General features: G+C 51.3%; 19 protein-coding genes. 1 reads left to right on the forward strand and 18 read right to left on the reverse strand.

Annotated features, from left to right (window positions below):
• Positions 1–2 precede the first annotated feature (2 nt).
• From mreD to EXY25_RS13355, 3 genes are read right to left on the reverse strand one after another with little or no spacing between them, the layout of a single operon-like run.
• A complete protein-coding gene (gene mreD / locus EXY25_RS13345; RefSeq protein ID WP_130567138.1) occupies positions 3–491 on the reverse strand; it encodes a rod shape-determining protein MreD in 489 nt (162 codons plus the stop codon).
• Positions 488–1,342, reverse strand: coding sequence for a rod shape-determining protein MreC (gene mreC, locus EXY25_RS13350; protein WP_130567139.1), 855 nt, complete (start codon positions 1,340–1,342; stop codon positions 488–490). Before mreC ends, mreD begins: the two co-directional genes overlap by 4 nt.
• A 60-nt stretch (positions 1,343–1,402) precedes the next feature.
• The gene (locus EXY25_RS13355) at positions 1,403–2,446 is read right to left on the reverse strand and encodes a rod shape-determining protein (RefSeq protein ID WP_114338124.1); all 1,044 of its coding nucleotides are present in this window, start codon (positions 2,444–2,446) and stop codon (positions 1,403–1,405) included.
• Positions 2,447–2,662: 216 nt separating this feature from the next.
• Here EXY25_RS13355 and EXY25_RS13360 point away from each other — a divergent pair, with 216 nt between their 5' ends.
• Positions 2,663–3,139, forward strand: coding sequence for a YbaK/EbsC family protein (locus EXY25_RS13360; protein ID WP_165419363.1), 477 nt, complete (start codon positions 2,663–2,665; stop codon positions 3,137–3,139).
• Positions 3,140–3,185: 46 nt separating this feature from the next.
• Here the strand turns inward: EXY25_RS13360 and EXY25_RS13365 are convergent, their stop codons facing one another.
• The 15 genes from EXY25_RS13365 to EXY25_RS13435 all read right to left on the reverse strand — a co-directional run bounded on the left by EXY25_RS13365 (position 3,186) and on the right by EXY25_RS13435 (position 20,371).
• Positions 3,186–8,195 carry a DUF6701 domain-containing protein gene (locus EXY25_RS13365; protein ID WP_130567141.1) on the reverse strand — a complete coding sequence of 1,670 codons (5,010 nt, stop codon included), beginning with the start codon at positions 8,193–8,195 and terminating at the stop codon, positions 3,186–3,188.
• On the reverse strand, positions 8,192–8,692 hold the full coding sequence (locus EXY25_RS13370; RefSeq protein ID WP_130567142.1) for a hypothetical protein: 501 nt from the start codon (positions 8,690–8,692) through the stop codon (positions 8,192–8,194). The genes EXY25_RS13365 and EXY25_RS13370 overlap by 4 nt, the downstream gene beginning before the upstream one ends.
• Entirely contained in the window at positions 8,682–9,524 is an 843-nt protein-coding gene (locus EXY25_RS13375; RefSeq protein WP_130567143.1) for a PulJ/GspJ family protein, read from the reverse strand. Before EXY25_RS13375 ends, EXY25_RS13370 begins: the two co-directional genes overlap by 11 nt.
• Complete coding sequence (locus tag EXY25_RS13380; RefSeq protein WP_114338119.1) at positions 9,524–10,153, reverse strand: type IV pilus modification PilV family protein; 630 nt, start codon at positions 10,151–10,153, stop codon at positions 9,524–9,526. Before EXY25_RS13380 ends, EXY25_RS13375 begins: the two co-directional genes overlap by 1 nt.
• Positions 10,143–10,652, reverse strand: a complete 510-nt coding sequence (locus tag EXY25_RS13385; RefSeq protein ID WP_165419364.1) for a pilus assembly FimT family protein — start codon at positions 10,650–10,652, stop codon at positions 10,143–10,145. Before EXY25_RS13385 ends, EXY25_RS13380 begins: the two co-directional genes overlap by 11 nt.
• A 184-nt stretch (positions 10,653–10,836) precedes the next feature.
• Positions 10,837–11,349 carry a type II secretion system protein gene (locus EXY25_RS13390; RefSeq protein WP_130567145.1) on the reverse strand — a complete coding sequence of 171 codons (513 nt, stop codon included), beginning with the start codon at positions 11,347–11,349 and terminating at the stop codon, positions 10,837–10,839.
• Positions 11,350–11,538: 189 nt separating this feature from the next.
• On the reverse strand, positions 11,539–12,063 hold the full coding sequence (locus tag EXY25_RS13395) for a type II secretion system protein (RefSeq protein WP_130567146.1): 525 nt from the start codon (positions 12,061–12,063) through the stop codon (positions 11,539–11,541).
• Between the two features lie 30 nt (positions 12,064–12,093).
• Positions 12,094–12,696: a type II secretion system protein gene (locus tag EXY25_RS13400; protein ID WP_205695353.1), complete on the reverse strand. Its 603-nt coding sequence runs from the start codon at positions 12,694–12,696 to the stop codon at positions 12,094–12,096.
• A gap of 56 nt (positions 12,697–12,752) precedes the next feature.
• On the reverse strand, positions 12,753–13,280 hold the full coding sequence (locus tag EXY25_RS13405; protein ID WP_130567148.1) for a hypothetical protein: 528 nt from the start codon (positions 13,278–13,280) through the stop codon (positions 12,753–12,755).
• A 1-nt stretch (position 13,281) separates the two neighbouring features.
• Positions 13,282–14,508: a type II secretion system F family protein gene (locus tag EXY25_RS13410; protein ID WP_130567149.1), complete on the reverse strand. Its 1,227-nt coding sequence runs from the start codon at positions 14,506–14,508 to the stop codon at positions 13,282–13,284.
• 10 nt (positions 14,509–14,518) lie between these two features.
• A complete protein-coding gene (locus tag EXY25_RS13415) occupies positions 14,519–16,267 on the reverse strand; it encodes a GspE/PulE family protein (RefSeq protein WP_130567150.1) in 1,749 nt (582 codons plus the stop codon).
• Positions 16,267–17,457 carry a tetratricopeptide repeat protein gene (locus EXY25_RS13420; protein ID WP_130567151.1) on the reverse strand — a complete coding sequence of 397 codons (1,191 nt, stop codon included), beginning with the start codon at positions 17,455–17,457 and terminating at the stop codon, positions 16,267–16,269. The genes EXY25_RS13415 and EXY25_RS13420 overlap by 1 nt, the downstream gene beginning before the upstream one ends.
• On the reverse strand, positions 17,454–18,353 hold the full coding sequence (locus EXY25_RS13425; protein ID WP_130567152.1) for an ExeA family protein: 900 nt from the start codon (positions 18,351–18,353) through the stop codon (positions 17,454–17,456). The genes EXY25_RS13420 and EXY25_RS13425 overlap by 4 nt, the downstream gene beginning before the upstream one ends.
• A gap of 3 nt (positions 18,354–18,356) precedes the next feature.
• Entirely contained in the window at positions 18,357–20,027 is a 1,671-nt protein-coding gene (gene mshL / locus EXY25_RS13430) for a pilus (MSHA type) biogenesis protein MshL (protein ID WP_233496463.1), read from the reverse strand.
• Between the two features lie 11 nt (positions 20,028–20,038).
• Complete coding sequence (locus EXY25_RS13435) at positions 20,039–20,371, reverse strand: MSHA biogenesis protein MshK (RefSeq protein ID WP_114338109.1); 333 nt, start codon at positions 20,369–20,371, stop codon at positions 20,039–20,041.

Genomic DNA, 20,371 nt, shown 5'->3' on the forward strand with positions numbered 1-20,371 from the left:
CGTTAACGGACTTTAAAACGCCGTCTGGTTTTTCTCAACAATAGAAATATCCACGGCCAAAGCACCATGCTGCTGAACACCGGATACAAGATGCCAGAGGTCAGAGCCACATCATCAAACAGATACGCCGCCCAGAAACGAAGCAACTGGTGCAATAAGCAGATGACGCCGACCAGCAAAGATTGCTGCCAGATTGAAAAATTTCTAAATCTTTGGAAATTCAAAGCAAAAACATAACAAGCCAAGCTAAAGCTCAGGGCATGTACACCCAGCGGTGCCCCTAGCAATACATCTTGCAGCAAGCCCAGCACCCAGGCATGGCCAACATTAACGCGATGGGGCAATGCCAAGGTCCAATACAACAACACCAGCAACACCCAGGTAGGGCGCCAAGCAGACACCACACTAGGCAACGGCATAATGGTCAGCACTAACGCTAAAACCAAAGAGAGATAGATTGTAATTCGACCATTGGGTAGTTGTAGGCTCATTCTGCCGCCCCCTGAGTCCAAGGTTGGTCATCAGCATCAGGCCAAAGCAGTAGCAGGTAACGGAGGCGATCTAGCTCAGCAATTGGGCGCGCTGTCACCTGGGCAAATGGAAAGCTTTCATCACTCTCAACACTGGTCACCTTAGCGACAGGATAGCCCTCAGGAAAACGCCCCCCCAAACCAGATGAGATCAGTAAATCACCTATCCGCACATCTGTGCTATGCGCCACATATTGCAGAGCTAATTTGTCGACTTCACCGGTGCCGTTAAGGACGGCGCGGACATCATTGCGGTGAACCCTGACAGGGATCGAATGCAAGCTATCACCAATTAATATCACGCGACTGGTGGTCGAGCCAACATCTTCTATTTGACCCACAACACCTTGATGATCAAGTACCGGTTGCCCGACATAAACACCATCAAAGCTGCCCTTATCGATCACCACTTGCAGACTGTATCTATCGCTATTGACGGCAAACACCTCCGCAACCATCTTTCTTACGGTTGAGCGCTTGGATGACCCCAACAATGCGCGTAAGCGTTCGTTTTCCTGCTTCAACTGGGCAAACTGTTGCAACTGACCACTGTCCAGCAAAGCTTGTTCACGGAGGGCTTGGTTTTCAGCGATTAACTGTCGACGCGACTTTACGTGGTCGATCGCCCAGTCCAAGGCACCTTGCGGCGCATTAGCCAGATACTGCAACGGGCTGACCAAGGTACTCAAATAGAACTTGAATTGACCCACCTGCGGCAAAGAGCGATCAGCGATCATTAGCGCAAGCGAAAGGCAGACAGCAATCACCAAACGCAGTTGCAGTGATGGTCCGCTACCAAAAATCGGTTTCATTAAAGCAGCCAACTCCGAGATGAAGTTGGCTTATCTGATAATGGTTCAAGTGACAGGTGATCACTCATAAGTGAACAGATCACCGCCATGAACATCAATCATCTCTAACGCTTTACCACCGCCACGAGCAACACAGGTCAGCGGATCATCTGCAACAACGACTGGGATCCCTGTCTCTTCCATCAACAGACGGTCGATATCTTTTAACAAAGCGCCACCACCGGTCATCATCATGCCGCGCTCTGAAATATCAGAAGCAAGCTCTGGTGGCGATTGCTCCAAAGCCACCATCACGGCACTAACGATGCCGGTCAATGGCTCTTGCAGTGCTTCAAGGATCTCATTGGAGTTGAGAGTAAAGCTGCGGGGAACCCCTTCAGCCAGGTTACGTCCACGGACTTCAATCTCCCGTAGCTCTTCACCTGGGTAAGCTGAGCCAATCTCATGCTTAATCCGTTCAGCGGTAGCTTCACCAATTAAGCTACCGTAATTTCGACGAACATAGTTGATGATCGCTTCATCAAACTTGTCACCGCCGATACGTACGGAAGAGGAGTAAACCACACCGTTCAAGGAGATGATCGCCACTTCCGTGGTACCACCACCGATATCTACCACCATCGAACCGCGGGCTTCAGACACCTGCATGCCAGCACCAATCGCGGCGGCCATCGGCTCTTCAATCAGGAACACTTCCCGACTACCGGCACCCATGGCTGATTCACGGATCGCACGCTTCTCAACTTGCGTCGCGCCACAAGGGACACACACCAGTACCCGTGGGCTGGGGCGTAGCAAGTTGTTCTGGTGAACTTGCTTGATAAAGTGCTGCAGCATTTTTTCAGTGACATAAAAGTCAGCGATCACACCATCTTTCATCGGCCGGATCGCGCGAATGTTGCCGGGAGTTCTTCCCAGCATCTGCTTAGCTGCATGACCTACAGCAGCGACACTTTTTGGCCCACCAGCACGTTCCTGGCGGATCGCCACGACGGACGGCTCGTTCAAAACAATGCCTTCATCGCGCACATAAATAAGAGTGTTGGCTGTCCCCAAATCAATGGAGAGATCATTTGAAAACAGGCCGCGGAGTTTCTTGAACATAGAGAGCGCCTACTGGGATGCTTAATTTGAGGGTTCCGGTTAACCGCGTAACTTTACCAATGCCCCTTGTTTTCAGCAAGCTGGCGAGTGTGATAGCTTTCAAGTAATGACTGGCTAACACGCGTTTTTGGCTATTTACGAGCAATTTTCACCCAATATATGGGCGCAGAGCGGTTGCAAGTTACGACCACAAGCAGCGCAAGAGGTTTCATTAAGTTGAGCAAAAGCCTGAATCAGCAGATCAAACAGCTACTGCAACAACGAAATATTAGCTTTCAACAGTGGCAACACAGTGACGCTGTAGACTGCTATCAAAGTGCTGCATTGCGAGGCACGCCACTGCACCTTGGTGGTAAATCTTTGCTGTTTAAGAGTCGCCGTGGTTTCAGCATGTTTGTCATCTCGGCGGCCTATCGGATCAACTCCAATCGCGTACGCAAGATATTGCAACAACAGAAAGTGCGCTTCGCTAACGAACAAGAGCTAAAAGAGCTCGCAGGGGTAAGTAAGGGCGCACTCCCTCCCTTTGGCGGCCGCTTTATCGATTGCGAACTGTTTATCGACGAAACCATCTATGCCAACCAGGAGATAGTCTTTACCTGCGGCTCACTGACAGAGTCGATCAGCATGCAAGTAAGCGATTACCTAGCGCTGGTTGAAGGAACACGGGTGGACTGCTGCCACCCGCTTTAAGAGTAACCGGCGCTAACAACGAGCCAGCAAGATAAGACTGATGGTGTTAGTTAGCACCGGTCTCGCGCCAATAGATCACCCGTTCATTACCACGATAGCGGCCAAAGAAGCCCTCAGCTACAGGCGGATTGTCAACACCAAGACCGTTACAACTGGTCAAGTCATTGGCGCAATCCCATTCAAACTGAAAAAACGGTAACGCATTTAAATTCAAGCGGATTTCAGCGCGTCCGGTGTTACCCTCGCCCGGCGCCGATAGCGTAAATTGCAGCTGACCTTGTCGAATAGGCTCAGCGTAGCCGGCATTGGTCGTGCCAGAGCCATCCAACAGAGCGATATTGTCCAAGGTTCCCGCCGGTTCACTATTCATAGTGACATACGCCGTGTCTATGATGGTGCAGCTGTCGTCAATTTCTGTAATGAAACTACTGCCATCATAAGTTTCGACGCTGATCGGGATCGGCAAAGCCAACAGCTCAGAGCCATAATTACTTGCGGTCACCAAACGGCCAAAGCGCAGATCTAAGGTGCCACCGATACGGCGACTGCTGCACTCTCCGGACGTTATATCGCTATCATCAGTACAATCACCGGGAGAGTCGGCATCCTCATCCAAGGTATCGAAATTCACCCCATCCAACTCAGTCGTGACAACTAGGCTCAGTTGTAACAAAGGAAACGGCCCATCAATGGCGCCAGTCAGCGCCTTTTCCAAACTCGCTGTATTACTGGTGAAGGTATACACACCCTCTTTCCAGGAGTCAGCTCGATCCGCCGCGATCACATTGACCAATCTGCCACCGAGATCAACACCATCACTGCTGTCTTCCGCCGCCATGCCTAATGTACCGGTATCATAACCCAGCGTAGGATAATCATAATTTTTGGTCAGAGTGCCGTTGGCACTGACAGCCTCCACCTGATACTCAACCGTGAGCGCTTCATCCCCCATATAACTAAAGCCAGCAATGCACAGCGAATTACTGCTGTTGCCATCGGTAGTTATATCTGAATTCAATAGAAAATGATCGGGGAAAAAACGCCCAATTACCGGCTGTGTCGAGGCTGGTACAGTTAAACTGTTGCCCGTCACCTGCCAATCGCCACTATCAATTCCTATCTGGATACTGCCGACTTCAGAGTAAGTCAGCCCAACAATGGTTGCCTCGCCATCATTAAAAACGCTTTCGGGCACCACGATAGTATCGGCAGGTGCCCATGGGGGACTGGGCACAACAGGGTTACCATAACGTAATAGGCCAGTTTCCCCGCCAGTCGGGGAATGCAGTTCCCTAGACAGTGCCAGTTCAACTTTATAGGAGGGGGTCACCGTTGCGCCATCAACGGCCAACGCCTGTATCACCATATCAAACGGTGCATCAGCAGCGACAAAGCCATCACCACTGTCAGCTGTTCCGCTAGGATTTAACGCCGTGATATCGCCACTTCTATAGATTTTATCGATCCGTAAGCTTTGCGGACTAAACAGTATCTCGCTGCTACCCTGCAGGATCTCATCGCCTGTATCCGCGGGCGGATCCCCCGTGTCATAAAGGTCTTTCGCATGCAGCGAGATCTTCCCGGCGTCCCAATAAGTAACGTTGCTTAGGGTCGCAACACCCAGAGCAAATTCCGCCGCGATAGAGACAGCATTAGCCTCGCCAACGCCCAAGGACACACCATCAATCTCCGCTAACAAGCCTGCCGCCGGATCAGGCTCGACATAGCCCTGCCACATCTCCAGCGATTTAGTCCCTTCAAAATCAACTAGCGGTTCACAACCGGGCTGACTGGGGTCATCACCGACAGCAGTCAACACCAAGTTAAAAGATTGCCCGGCCAACTGATTTGGGATAGCAAAGCTAGGGTCATGCCAGGGGGTGATTTCGGCAAAAAAACCTTTGGCGCGAAAGGTGACAGCGGCGCTGTTGCTGGACAGTCCATCGCTCACGGTAATAGTCACCGTTTCCGGTACGACATTATCAAGCCCAAGCACAATTTCACCGCCATCACTGGCGTTAAAGCTATAGCGGATGTCACCGTTGCCTAGATCCTGCAGTACGCCATTCGCATCGACCGCCGACCAGATACCGTTGTCGGTATCGGTATTGATTTGAATGTCACCTAAATACCCCCCCACCAACACGCCGTTTTGCTCTACCCGAATGCCTATCTCCTGCACCCGGCAGGTCAATGCATCCGGCGAAGCGGTAATAATGAAGTCATAGATGGGATCCGTATTTGAGCGATACGTCAGTGCGATATATCCCACATCCTCAGGTAGGTGAGCACGGTCGCGGTCATTGGCCTGATCTTCATCGGTGACAAAACTTGCGGCCTGACGGAAGTTCTGACAGCGGCGCAGCCAGCCACCATCGCTGCCGTCTCGAGAATTTTTATTCGCCACCAGTACCGGCGGATCAATATAGTCATTGATATGGGAGTTTAAGTATTCGCACTGCTGATCCAGATCTCGCGTACGGCCATTGTTGCCATGGGTACGTCCACGGCCAAACTCATAAAGAATGGTTTCACTGTTACTTTGAAAACTGCCACTCCCTGTACCCGCTAAGTAAGCGATAGTTTCGGGTGATGTCGGCCGTCCTTGGGCATTGGTACGTCCCGGTACTTCCGACATCTCTATCGCCAATTGCGCCCCGCTGCCAGTGACATTGCGGATCACTGTCGTCTTCCATAAATCAGGATTATTATTGCTCTGGATCTGACCAAGCACAGCCGGCGTTGTCGCAAACACAGCGTCAAAGCTAAGCGCTTCCCAACCGCCTCTTCCTGTACCGCTGTCGGTCGTTTTACCCTGATATTTTTGCGTCTCTATTGTTCCCGCTTCAAACTCACCACCGCCCGGCATCTGTACCCGCCCCGGCAAAGTAACAAAATAATCCACATCAACCATCGGCTTCTGACCCGGTTGATTGGTATAACGATTAGGCGCTTCCAATTGCACGATATCAAAACCGGTAGAAGTCACATTGCGCACAGCGACAGACGCAGGGCCATCCTGCAAAGCATCGGGGTAAACCATGGTCGGCATCACGAACACCAGCGGAGTAATGCCAAGGTAATCATTGCTAAACGTCACCGAGCCCGACCCGTTGTTCATCTCGGTTCGGCCCCATTCATAGGTTGGTGGCGGACAGCGTTCAAGCACGGCATCAGCCACAATAGAGAAACTGCTGTCACTCGGGGCTTGCCACAGCAAGCGATAGACATTACTGCCGGATTCCTCTTCGTGACGATACTCAATCTCATGGTAACCCGCATCGAGACCCACACTCGCTTGATAGGTGGTGCAGTAGTTACAATCGCCATGGGCACCGTACCAGCCGGTTATCACCTCACCGTCGATTAACAGTTCCACCGCATCGTCACCATCCACAGCAAATTTATACTGACCGGTTTCCGGTACGTGGATATAGCCGATAAAACGGCTGAGAAAATAATCATCAGCGCCATGGGGGCTGCCAGAACCATCAATGGTCGCAACTACACTACGCCCTTGCTCGGTGCCCAAACGACCGTAGTTATCAACCAGGGTTTGAAACTGCGTAGCGTCTAACGGGGCTCCCGGTGGCTTATCAAAGGTATAAAAATCCAGCCCCGCGACGGGCACCGGACATTCTGGGATGATCGGCGGCTTGGTACTAAAACAGGTCGACAGGTTGTCGGTGGGTACAATGGTGAAGTTAGCACCATTAGCGATATCTGATGGCGTCTTCCAATACAGATAAAAGTACTCCTCGATCGCTAACTCCTGATGACGAAATTCGACACGATGAAAGCCCTGCTCAAGCCCAATTTGTGCAGGGAATTGCGGACTACCAGCACGGGCATGTTCACCATACCAACCCGTGATCACCTGACCATCGATCAGCACCTCGACGGCGTCATCACCATCAATAGCAAACTCGTAAATGCCATCTTCCGGCGCCTCGATATAGCCAGTAAATGTACTGATGTAATAATCTTGTTGGCTGCTGTGAGGGTTAATATCTGTACCACCACCGTTGATCTCATCAACGATAGAGCTACCAAACAGATAGGTATCATTGGCGTAGGTATTGATCAGCTGCTGGAATTCTGTGGCATCTGCCGCTGGCGTGTGCCCAACCGCTGAGCTGTCGAATGTAGACCAGGTGACTCCCGCGCCGATGGTTTCTGGGGATGGACAGGTTTGCGGAATATCAGGGAGAAGCGGCGGTTCATCGCCACAGATAGGCGAAAAATCGATACCAGTAACATCAACGCCATTAATGTCGCCATCATTCATTACCACATTTTTTCCATTGACGGCCCCATTAAGCTCACTACCGTTATTCATCACAAAATCATTGTCAGCAAAAACAGTGGCCCATATTCTTCCATCATTAAACCGTGTGGTTTGGCCCGAATAAAACAACAGTCGTTTGGGATCACCATTGTTGTTGATGCGACCATTACCACTGTTCACTTCAAAGTGGTCTTTCACCATCACTGTTGCTGTACCACTGCCGCTAAGTTCAACCCGTCCATCGTTAAGCGTAAAAATACCGTTGACCCAAAATATCCCCTCGGGGAAAGTCAACCGGGCGCTGCTGTTATTGATTTGGATCCAGCCCACTTTGTATTCACTGTGATTGGCAGAAAACTCAACGCGACCACCATTGATCTGAATAGCGCCAAACTCATTGCCATTAAAGGGAGCTTCCCCTAGGACGATCTGTTCACCGTTATTCGCTTGAATAAATTCGTTACTGCTGGAGACTTGAAAGGTAAAAGTGTCACGACCAGCGGCAGAAGTCCCTGTAATCGAACAAACGTCTGGCCCAGGAATGCTTCTACAGGAGTTATTTGGTAAAGGATCCGGCGTGCTGTTTACAAAAGGCAATTGGCCATCGATGCTGTTGTATATGCGGGAGTTGTTATACATGGTCAAACGACCATTAATGTCCCAAGATTGCGCAGGCTTGGTAAACAAGGCATCGCAAGTCACCGCCAACGAAAACGGAGAAACAAGCAGAAAGGTAAACAAAACAACCAAACGCAGCATCGACTTCATAACGATTTTGCCTCAACTTCCACTTGCCGACTCATCACCAGCGCGGTAGAGCCACCACCCACCGTACAGGTCGCAGTGCTCACCAAATAATAATAGGTCACGCCCAAGTGTTTGCGATCGCTGCACTCCACCACCACACTCGCGCAGTTTTCCAGGCCAGTTATGCCTGCCAGATTTAACGCCGTAGTGCCACTGGAGCTAAAACTATCATCAAGCAAAGGGCTGGTAGGAGTGCCGTCACAATGCTGATCAAGACCACCAGCAGGAAACAGCGTGGTTAACACCCGTTCCACGCCCGTTTGTGCCGCCTGCATCGCTCGCACCCCATACACTTCAAAGGTCACGCTCTCTGACGAGGAGCCAAGCAAGCGGATCATCCCCGCCCCCAGCACAAACAACACCACAATAATAAACAGAGCGAGCAGCAAAGCACTGCCGCGCTGACGAGATGCCACGGTTAGGTCGTTGCGCTTTGCAGAGATAGGATCAGGGTACATTCGGCACCTGCACCTCATGGTTATAAGCCAATGTTTCGGCATCATCTACCCGTGTCAGTCGCAGGCGCACAATCACCAACGCATTGCGATTTAGTGTCGCACCAGCAAAACGAAAAACAGGCTCAGCGATCAGGTTATTTGACACTTGTGTTGCCATCAGCAAACCGCCACTGGCAAAGAGCGGCTGGCTCGACTGGTAGCCATAATTCAGGTGCAGATAGACACTGCCATTGCGCACACAATAGCTCAGTGGCTGCGCCGCAAGATAGAAACGTTTACCCGGCGAATCGGCGGCAAACTGGGTCGCTGCTGCAAAGTCGATCTGTTGCAGATCTTCCTCCCCCGACACATCACTTATCGCCGTGACCGTATGGCGTCGCCCACTATTAGCGTATACATGATCCGTTAACAGCGGATACACCAACATCTGATCACCACTGCTAAAACTGTAATTATTAATCTTAATCACCTGCGCCTGAGCAGCCGCTGTTAACACCGGAAGATCAATATAGCTGGCACTGCCCCGCAGTGGCAGCAACTCCAGACACTGTACCTGGGCGCCACTGACAGCACCGGATCTCACACGCACACTGTTGGGCACCGCACTCCGAATATCGCGAGTGATCCGCTCCAAAACAAAACGACTTTCACTAAGTAGCTGTTCACGCGCAGCGACATCCACATAGATCTCACTGCCTACCTCGATAAAGCGGGTGATCCCCGCCGACAAGATCGCCAACAACAGGATAGTGACAATCATCTCTATCAGGGTGAAACCGCGGCGCATGCGCGGAGTTCGTGGCACTATCAACTTAGCTTGAGCAATAGCCATCAGTAGTTCCCCCGATAGCCGCTAAATGCGATCTGCTCACCCGACGGCAGGGTGACCAAAATGGTGACCCGTTTCGCCGCACTGTTATTTGCCAATCCCAAGGCCGCACCGTCGTACGCCACACTGACCTGCAAGCGGTAATTTTGATAGAAGTCAGTCAAGGGCTCACCGAGGGCATTTTCAATCTGATCTCCGCTTTGGTCGAGGCAGTGATAATCATCGACATCGTTATAAGTGGCGCGATCGTTTCCCTCTTCTGTTGCCGCACTCATCCCCGATGCCGGACAGGTGGGGATAGTCGCAATACAAGCAACCAAAACACCTGCGGGCCCAGCTTCGTCACAGCGGTAGCTGCCAGCCGGGTTATTACTGCAATCAGTATCGGAGCGCTCATCGCCAGTGTGACCTGAGCACTCATCAAACTTCTTCGTCAAAATTTCATTCAGCAAGGAGTGACCCAGCTCTGAAGCTCGCACCTGATGGAAAGGGTCAACACTGCGGCTGGCCTGCGGAAAAATCATGGTCAACATAGTGACAAGCGCTACCGCCAAAACAATAATGCCGATCACCAGCTCGATGAGACTAAAGCCGTTGTTGCTCGTTAGGGGCGTTCGGCCATCAACAGCCATGGATATAGCCCTCCGACTCAATACAGATGCGCAACGTCACCTCACCATTCACGGTAATTTCACAGCCACCAAAGCAAGCGGCTAAAGGACGGCCACTGCCATCAAAACGGATATCAGCAGGCAGTCCTGATGTGCGATTAAAGCCATAAACGACGCGGCCAGATTCTCCGGCTAAATCAGCGCTGCGATTAGGTTCGAGTGGCGTAAAAAAATAGTCGTCGCTGTAGCCCCGGGACGAGGCACAGGGGTTCAGATTAGGAACGCCAAAACGGGTTGCTTCCAGCAGCAACTGATGGCAGGTTTCAGCTCTATCATTCATGGCATTGAGCTGAATTAGACGCAAACTCGCCAACAGGCGATCCCGGTAGGTGTATTCTTCAAAGCCGCCGCGGCCAAAAAATTTACCAGCCACCACCACCGCAATGATCCCCACAAGAATAATGGTGGTGACCAATTCAACCAAAGTGAAACCGCGGTGGGCGCGTTGAAAACTCAGCAACAGAAGGCACCTAACAAATTGAGTTACTTAACTAAGTCTTCTTAGCATAGCTGGCCTAGCGAAGGATTGACCACTGCCACAAAGGTGAGAAAAACAAGCTAAACATCGCCATGCTTAATGAACAACTGTCTACAGTTGCATCAATTCAGCGCTCTGTTATCTAGATATGCAACAAATGCCAGATCTAACAGCCATCACTTGCCGTCACAATCACAGGACGGTTGTCGGTATCAATCGCCTCGTTATATTCAACCTGACATTTATCTGCAAGAGTGTCTGTGCCATCGGTACCTGACAAAGTAATCACCGCATCGGCGGTCAAACTGAAATCGATGTCCCACTCTTCACCATTACTGCCATCACCAAAAATGGTCTCTAGCACCACACTTAAGTCTCGCTGCGTAGCTCGGGGGTAACCATAAACCGTATTGACTTCATTATCTCCATTACAGCTGCTTGTTGGTGTGCCAGAGAGCAGCACACAAGCAAAAGGTGCTCGCTGCTTATCCTGAATAGCCGCTTTACTGTAGGTGAGTGTCGAGGCCCCTTCAAGCGCAGCCTTCATCCCCTGTAGGGTTGATTCTCGGGCGTCCCCTTGCAGGTCAATAAACTTAGGCGCCGCGGTCACAGCCAAGATCCCAAGAATAATGATCACCACAACCAGTTCTATCAGAGTAAAGCCTTGCTGCCGCATCATCTAACCACCTCATAAACAAGGTTATTAACACCAGTTTAGTGGCTGAATGTAGCCCTGACACAGTTCTTTCATCGAGAAGTGACCAAGGTCACCGATTGCTAATGGAAGATGAAACCCGCACACAGGGGGGAAGCAGCAACAAAAAAGGCGCCGAAGGCGCCTTTCATGCTCTGTGACTAACTGTAAGCTTTAGCAGCCAGCAGTTTCAGTCACAATAACAGGACGACTATTCGCATCGTTTGCTTCGTTATACTCAACTTGGCATTTATCCGCATCAGTGTCGGTACCATCGGTACCCGACAGGGTAATTACCGCGTCCGCAGTCAAAGTCAAATCGATGTCCCACTCTTCACCGTTTGAGCCATCACCAAATACTGTTTCCAGTACTTTCTGTAGATCCGCGGTAGCAGCCTTTGGATAGCCATATACAACGTTCACTTCTGTTGCCGTTGCATCTGTACAAGTATCAGGATCGGCCGCTGTACCACTTAACGCCAAGCAAGCCGCAGCTTTCTTTTCGATACCACCAATAGCCGCTTTACTGTAGGTCAGCGTAGACGCCCCTTCCAAAGCCGCTTTCATGCCCTGCATGGTTGACTCTCTCGCATCGCCTTGCAGATCAATAAATTTAGGTGCAGCAGTGACTGCCAAAATTCCCAGAATAATGATCACGACGACCAGCTCAATCAGGGTAAAACCTTGTTGCTTTCTCATACTTAAAACCTCAGGAGTAGTTAACTAGTTTTAGTTATTAATATTAATGGTCACACGCCCTGTGGCCGGGAAATATTGAAAGTTGTTCCCAACGCCTGTCGTGGGATTAAGGTAGTTACCCGCCGCATTCTGCTCCATGGTCGTCACCAAATAGAAGTCACAGGTATGGTTAACACCACCACCAGACACTTCAACAAAATAACGGAATGCATTCTTGTTATTAGGATCATTTAAATCAGCCAATGTACCAGTGACAGTTGGCGGATTTTGCAGCATGCCTTCCCACACCTGAATACAGTGGGTCTCGTCAATGCCGTCATAAGTTTGGCCTGTCACATCCGCTATCGGGTAGCCCGGAGACACGCTCTCTACAATCTCTTCAGTCAGATACAGACGTACACCGTCGTACCAGATAGAGTTCTCACTGTCAGCAGTTGGGCGGCCTTCTGCTTCCCATTGCGCTCTGACTAGCGAAACACCGGTAGCAAAACCACCTGCGATCCCTTCGATATTAGCCGCCTCAGCTTCATCCGTGATATTGAGGAACTTGGGCAAGGCGGTCACTGCCAAAATACCCAGAATGATCACGACGATCACAAGTTCGATCAGTGAGAAGCCGCGTTGCTGTTTCATCATATTTACCTGTTAGTTAACAAAATTAAGGATCACTACAGCCCTAATAGTAAGAGCTAATTCAATTGTTTGCCTAGCGCTTCATTGCCATTTTGTTGGATGGCTCGTAGTTTTTCCGCCCGTTGCGACAAGGTTCCATGACGCAAATCAACATCAAAGTACACCTCCTCGCTAATCAGGTAGCGGCAATATTCTCCATGCAAACGCCGATCCACCATCGCCACGGCCGAGATCGGCCGCTGATTAATCTCCATCGGCTGCGCCAACATCAGCCGCCATAACTCATGGCAATCATAACTGCCATGGGAGGTGCGCAGATCTGGAATGCCAAACTTACCCATGGTCATACGCGTCCCCTCTAATTCCAGCTGTGGCGGGCGTCCGTGGATAGTCCACTGGGTTCTTACCATGTTTAACCGCACCAAAAAATTGTTAGTGAGACGGTTAAACGCAGAGTCTTCCACCTCGCTCTTGGCATCATCTTGACTGCTGAGCAACACGGTCGCTAACACCATGATCACCGCCAAAGCCGGTAAAAAATAGAACATGCGGCGTTCGGTATCCAGCTGTCGATTTTCTGGCACCTTAGCCCCCCTTCATGGCACTCATCATGTCCCACATCGGCAGGTAGATACCCAGCGCCAACAACAACACCATGCCTGCGACCACACCGATCAGAATGGGTTCAATACGCGCAGTCAGTGTTTTCAAATCATAGTCCACTTCGCGCTCATAATACTCGGCAGCATCCAGCAATAGTTCATCTATACGTCCAGTCTCTTCCCCCACCGCAATCATCTGCATCACTAGGGGGGTAAACAGCTCTGAACTGTTGGCGGTGCGCAGCAGGCTTTCACCACGCTCAATCCCCTGCCGCATATCACGGATCTTTTGCCCCATAAATTCATTATCGACCGCATCAGCCACTAAGTTTAATGCATGGGTAAGTGGCACACCCGATTGCAACATCAACGAGAAGCTACGGGCATAACGGGCCAGCGTAGAGCGATTGATAATATCGCCCACTATCGGCATACGCAGCTTAAACCGGTCCCAACGCCAACGCCCTTTGGGTGTATTAATCGCGTAAATCGTACCGCTCACCAATGTCACAGCGCCGAGCAATAACGCCCACCAGTACTCGACAAAGAAGTTACTCATGCCGATCAAGATCCGCGTCGGTAAGGGTAGCTGGGCACCAAACTGTTTGAACATATCAGCGAACGCAGGGATCACCATGATATTCATAATGACCAAAGCGATGACGATGGCGATCACCACAAAACTGGGATAACGCAACGCAGTTTTAATCCGTTTACGGGTTTCTATCTCCAGTTCCAAATAGCCGGAAAGCTGCTTAAACGCGTCTTCCAACCGGCCGGTGTTTTCACCCACATGGACGATCGCGACAAACAACTTACTGAAGATTTTGGGGTGTTGGCTCATCGCGGTACTGATGGTACGCCCGCCCTCAAGCTCCTGTGCCACATCACTCAATGCCGCTTTCAGTGCTTTTGAACTCGATGACTGCGCCAGCCCATTGATCGCCCGTAGTATCGGAACCCCGGCCTTACTCAGAGAGAACATCTGACGAGTAAACAGCGACAGATCATCCAAGCTGACCTTGCTCGGCAACAGATCGTTGATATCAAAACTACTGCCCTCTGCAGCGCCCGCTTTCGCCTTAACCTGTAGTGGGATCACCTGGCGTTGCGATAGCAGATCAGCAGCGGCGCCCGCATTCGCAGCATCAATCTGCCCCTTTACTTCGCCACCCCGGCTGTCTCGTCCTCGGTATTCGAAAGTTGGCATAGGCGTCTAGTTAACCTTCCACTGCATCGGCGGTGACCTTCACCGCCTCGGGGATATGTTCAACATGCTCTGCCAGTCTGAGCACTTCATCAACGGTGGTGATACCGGCAAACGCATAATCCAGCGCCGCTTCGGCTAACGGCTTAAAGCCCTTGCTGCGCTTCGCCGCCAGTGCAAACTGTTGTGGGTCGCTTTGGCGTAACGCTGCCATCATGGCATCGTCCAGCTCAAGTAGCTCAAACACACCGATCCGACCACGATAACCGGTATAATTACAGGACTGACACCCGACCCCTTTATGGAACACTTTGTCGGTCAGTGAGAAGCCTGACAGCCCTTCCAACCACACTTTTTCACTGTCATTTAAAGCGTGAGGCTTGCCGCAATTGTCACAGATCCGCCGCACCAAACGCTGTGCCACCACCGCCCGCAAGGCACTAGCCACTAAGTAACCAGCCGCGCCCATATCGATCAAACGCAGTGCTGAGGTCACCGCATCGTTAGTATGCAGTGTGGTTAACACCAGGTGACCGGTTAAGGCACCCCGTAAACCAATTTCAACGGTTTCATGATCCCGCATCTCCCCCACCATGATGATGTCGGGATCCTGACGTAAGGTGGTTCTCAGGATCTGAGAGAAACTCAAACCGATCTTGCTATTCACCTGTACCTGATTAATCCGTGGCAGACGGTATTCCACCGGATCTTCCACCGTAATGATCTTTTTCCCCGGTTCGTTTAATTCGCTAAGCGCACCGTACAAAGTGGTGGTCTTACCGCTACCCGTCGGCCCGGTCACTAGGATCATGCCATGAGGACGTTTCAACTGGTGCCGCAGCCGCCGCAATAGGTCATCCGGTAATCCGGTTTGTTCCATACTCAGCAGGCCAGCGGATTGATCCAGCAAACGCATCACCACCGACTCGCCATGCTGCACCGGCATGGTAGAGACACGTACATCGATGGAGTGACCACGCACCTTAATGTTAAAGCGGCCATCCTGAGGCAGGCGTTTTTCCGAAATATCCAGCCCCCCCATCAACTTCAGACGCAGCACCAAGGCCGCAGCAATACGCGACTCTTCGAGAATATTTTCCTGTAACAGGCCATCCACCCGCTGGCGGATCCGCAACGCGTTTTCATCCGGCTCTAAATGCACATCCGATGCACGCACCTGCACCGCATCTTCAAAAATAGACTGTAACAAGCGCGCGACCGTCGAGCTTTCACCCTCTTCATCGCCATCACCACCAAGGCTGAAATCTTCGGTCTGTGAGTACTCTTCGCCCAATTGGTTGGCAAATGAGGCGATCTCTGCCGTCCGCCGATAAAGTTGATCGTAAGCCTCGAGTAACTGCGCTTCCTTGACTACTGCCAGCTCAATTGGCTTGGACAACAACATCGCCAAGGCGTCTTGCGCACTAAGATCTGCCGGATCACTCATTGCCACCAACAGACTCTGCCCTTTATCCTGCACCACTAGCGCACGATGACGCCGAGCGTGTACTTCAGGGAGTAGTTGGGCAATTTTTGGATCCAGACGCAGATCCTGTAGATCGATAAATGGAATATTGAGCTGTTGTGATAAGAACTGCAGCAGCTGCTCTTCCGTCAGGTGTCCCAAATCGATAAGGGTCGCGCCCAGCTTGCGCCCACCACTGCGCTGCGCCTGTAACGCTTGTGTCAGCTGCTGTTCAGTTATGATGGACTCATGCACCATCAAGTCACCTAACCGCATGCGTAACTTCGCTTGCGCCATTACAGCTCTCCCAATTGTTGAATTCGTTTCTTAGCATAACCGACTGCGGAGGCAGACAAATTGCGGCTTTTTAACGCTTGCTGAAATGCTGCCAGCGCGGTCTGGGTATCATTTAGCCCATCAGCGGCAATCCCCCATCCCAACCACCAGCGCCCTTGCTCTGGCTGGTATTGCGCCAACAAGCGATAGCTGCTCACCGCATCGGCATACTGTTTTAACTGTTGAGCCAAGGCACCGCGCAGCGCATGAAAATCAACATCTTCAGCCGCAGGCAGTGGCCCTTGATTGAGATACGCCAACGCTTGGCGTTCATTTTTTCCTTGCTGAAAAATACGTGCCAGCATCAAGCGAAACTCTACGTTACCAGGCTGTATCTTTAGCCCTTCACTCAATATTTTCGCCGCTTCACCCGAATTTTTTTGGCCATAATAGAGGCTTGCTAAGCGCGCTCGCGCCTTTGCCTGATCAGGCTTAATCGCCAACACTTGACGCAATAAGTCTTGGGCTCCGCTGATATCTCCCGCCTCAATGCGCTCTTCGGCTTTGCGAAATTTCGCCGCTGCCAATTCGCTTTGACTAAGACGCACCTCTTTGATCGCCATCACTTTGGGTGCTTTTGGCGGTTCGGCCACAACTGGCGCGGGTGCAACCACCGCTTTAGTCTCAGTGACAGGCTCAACTTTAGGTGCAACCACAGCAACAGCTTTGTCATCCGGCATTTTTTCGGGTTTTGCTTGTGGCTTTGCTTTCGCTACCGGTAGATCAGCTTGCGGCCGCACGGGATCGTCGGTGGGCTGTTCAATCACAAGAGGCACATTTTGTTGCGCCACCATCGACAGGCGATCCGCTGCATCGACGACGGTCAGAGGCTGTTGCGGTTCAGATTTTCCAGCAAGGTTATCGCCAGCTAACACGGGCTTCCCTTGCATCTTTGTGGACTGGACAACTGCTGTAGGCTCGGCAACCTCAGTTACCGGGGTGCTCGGTAGTGGGGAATTGCCCGCAAATAACCACCATCCCCCTGCAAGCAAAAGCAGCACAAGCAAGACAACAGCCGCCAACCAGCGAAAATTGAGATTTTCTGGTGGTCGTTCAACCCGTCCGCCAGACACCAACGGTGACGTCGCACTGACCGGCGCATGTTGCTCACGCTTTTCCAGATCTTTGAGCATCTGATTGATCACACTCATAACCAATCTCCGCTGCTGACACCCCAAAGCAGAGCCACGACAGAGACCGAAGCCATGCACAGCCAGCGCCACAGTCCACTGCCCATAGATGCCTCTTCCGTATCTCGAATAGCCGCCTTAACATCCTTTGCCAGCAGATAGTGGCGCCCCTGACCATAAGCGAGGATCAGCGCTTTATGCGCAAGCACATTGATCAATCGAGGGATCCCTCGGCTGCCACGATGGATCTGTTTAGCGATATTGGTCGTGATCAAATCCGCCGACTTATTCCCCGCCACCCGCAAACGATAAACGATGTATTGGTGCACTTCGCTGGCGTTCAATGGCCGCAGGTTGTAGGAAAAAGTGATACGTTGGCGCAGCTGCCGCAGTTCGTCACCTGCCAAGCGCTGATCAAGTTCAGGCTGGCCAAATAACACCACTTGCAGCAGCTTACGGCGTTCTGTTTCCAAGTTAGTAAACAGGCGTAGCGCCTCCAGACTTTCCTTTGGCAGCGCTTGTGCTTCATCCAAGATCAACACGACGGAATGCCCTTGCTGATGCAACTGCAGAAGTTTGTCTTGAATGCGTTGAGTGAGCTGTTGCTGGTCTGGTTTGCCTGTCGTCCTCACCCCGAGCTCAGTGGCGACCGCCACTCTTAACTCTTCCGGTGACAGATAAGGGTTCGGGATATAGGCGGTAACAAAATGCTCAGGTAGATCGTTAAGCAGTTTACGACAGATCAGCGTCTTACCCGTTCCGACCTCGCCCACCACTTTGATAAAACCTTCACCGGTTTTTAAAGCTGTCAGTAGCGTCGCCAGCGCTTCCTGATGCGCTGGCAGCCCATAAAAAAATTCCGTATTAGGCGTAAGGGTGAACGGCAGCTCACGCAGGCCAAAATGATAAAGGTACATACCTCAGAATTCTTTCTCCGGCTCAGGATACCAACGCTCTAACAATTCCGAGGAGCGCTCTAACTCCTTGGTGGAGCTTTCACGGGTCAGCAAGGTTGGCTTAATCAAGATAACCAACTCAGCTTTTGACGAAAACTCACGTTTATTAGTGAAGAACTCACCCATAAACGGAATATCACCTAACAGCGGCACCTTAGAGTCGGTATACCCTGTCAATGAAGTCATCAAACCACCAATGACTACCACGTCACCACTGTGCGCTTTAATCACTGTATCGGTTTCCCGAATATCGCTCACCGCCAGCGGCAGATCGATGGTGTCGCCGCCAAACACAATCACTTTGTTCTCTTCAGTCACGTCGGTGATCGACGGGTGAACGTGCAATAAAACGGTACCGTCTTCATCGATCTGCGGGGTCACATCAAGCGAGATACCGCTAAAAAACGGGGTCAGTTCGATATCGGGCGTAGTTGAGGTCGCGGTGCCAGTCACTGTGGTGGTAGACACGTCAGTGACATAATACTCATCCGTCCCCACTTTAATCAGCGCCTTTTGGTTGTTGGACGCAGAGATCCGTGGACTGGACAGCACGTTCACCTCCCCTTGCGTTGAGAGCAGGGAGATCACACCACTGAAATCACTGTTCGAAAAACTAAGATTAACGATACCGCCCAAGTTGGTGGTGAGTTCGTTACCCAGCGTCGCCGCTGTATTGGTGAAGTTGAAATCGGTGCTACCTATATGGCTAACCGCTCGCTCCCAGTTGATCCCCTGCTGGAAATCATCGTTCAGCGTCACCTCTATAATTTTAGCTTCCAGCAGAACCTGTCGTTGTAACGTTTCTTCCGAACGTGCCAAGTAATCACTGACCTTGCGCAGCTCTTCAGGGTAGGCATGAACCGTCACCAAACCGGATTGCGGGCTCACAATCACCTTCCGTCCGGTGCCATCTCCTACCAGAGAATTCAAGATTGTCGTCAGCTCCGTCCAATAATCCGTTTGGCTCTTAGTGTGGATGAGCGTGCCACTTAAGCCCTGGCTGTTACTGTCAGAACCGCTGGAATCACTATAGCTGTCACTGCCACCTGAACTATCACTGTTGCTATTACTGTCATCATCATCGGTCAGACGCGTGGTCAGGATGGTCGTCCGCGACTCGCCGTCACGGGTCATAAACAGGTAATCAAGCGAAAATGTTTCGGTTCGCATACCGGCGGGAAAAATATTCAGCACTTTGCCACTGCGCCGAACATCGTAGCCGTATATATCTGTCACCACATCGAGCGTTTCAGCCAGGGTGACATCTTTCAGGTGTAAGGTAATATCCCCCACCACATCAGGGTGAACAGCCACGCTGTATGAGGAGTCATCAACCAAGCTGGCAAAAAACTGTCGCGCTGGAACACCATCGGCACTGATCTCGAAACGGCGCTCCTGCAGTAACGCCTCCCCTGCCAAGGTCGGGGCGGCAGGTTGGGTCTCGGGCATCAATTCAGCCATCACATCCGCCGGCGGCGCGGTGGTTTCTATATCCGCTTGTTCATTTTGCCGGTTATTATCAATCGCTTCCTTAATGGCTTGTTTTTGCTCGGTATGGGCCAGTTTTGGCGTCGTTTCGCAGCCCAATAACAGGCCTAACCCACAAATCGCAATAACACTTCGCTTCATCAGCATGTTCACTTTTCCTATTTCGACGCCTGTTTGACCGTAGTAAACAGAGTCAACTTAACGCGCTTATCTCCGCGGATCAGTTCAACCTGATTGGCCGATATCTTCCCGACAGTGTATCCACGGATCTTCTGTCCTGTACGCAATTGCTGGCCATTAATAATGACCAAGCTTTGCTCATCTTGAAATAAAATCTGTTGCAGCTGCAAAGAGGAAGGTTTTGCAGCCTGTTGCCCACCGCCAACGGCGGCTCTCTGCTGTCCGGGTGGACGCGTCGGATCCTTCAATTCAGTGGCAGCCATCGCCAGCGATGAAGCGCAGATCAGTAAGCTAAAAAACAGTCGTTTCAT

The sequence above is a fragment of the Corallincola spongiicola genome (assembly GCF_004284785.1).
Taxonomy (GTDB): domain Bacteria; phylum Pseudomonadota; class Gammaproteobacteria; order Enterobacterales; family Neiellaceae; genus Corallincola; species Corallincola holothuriorum.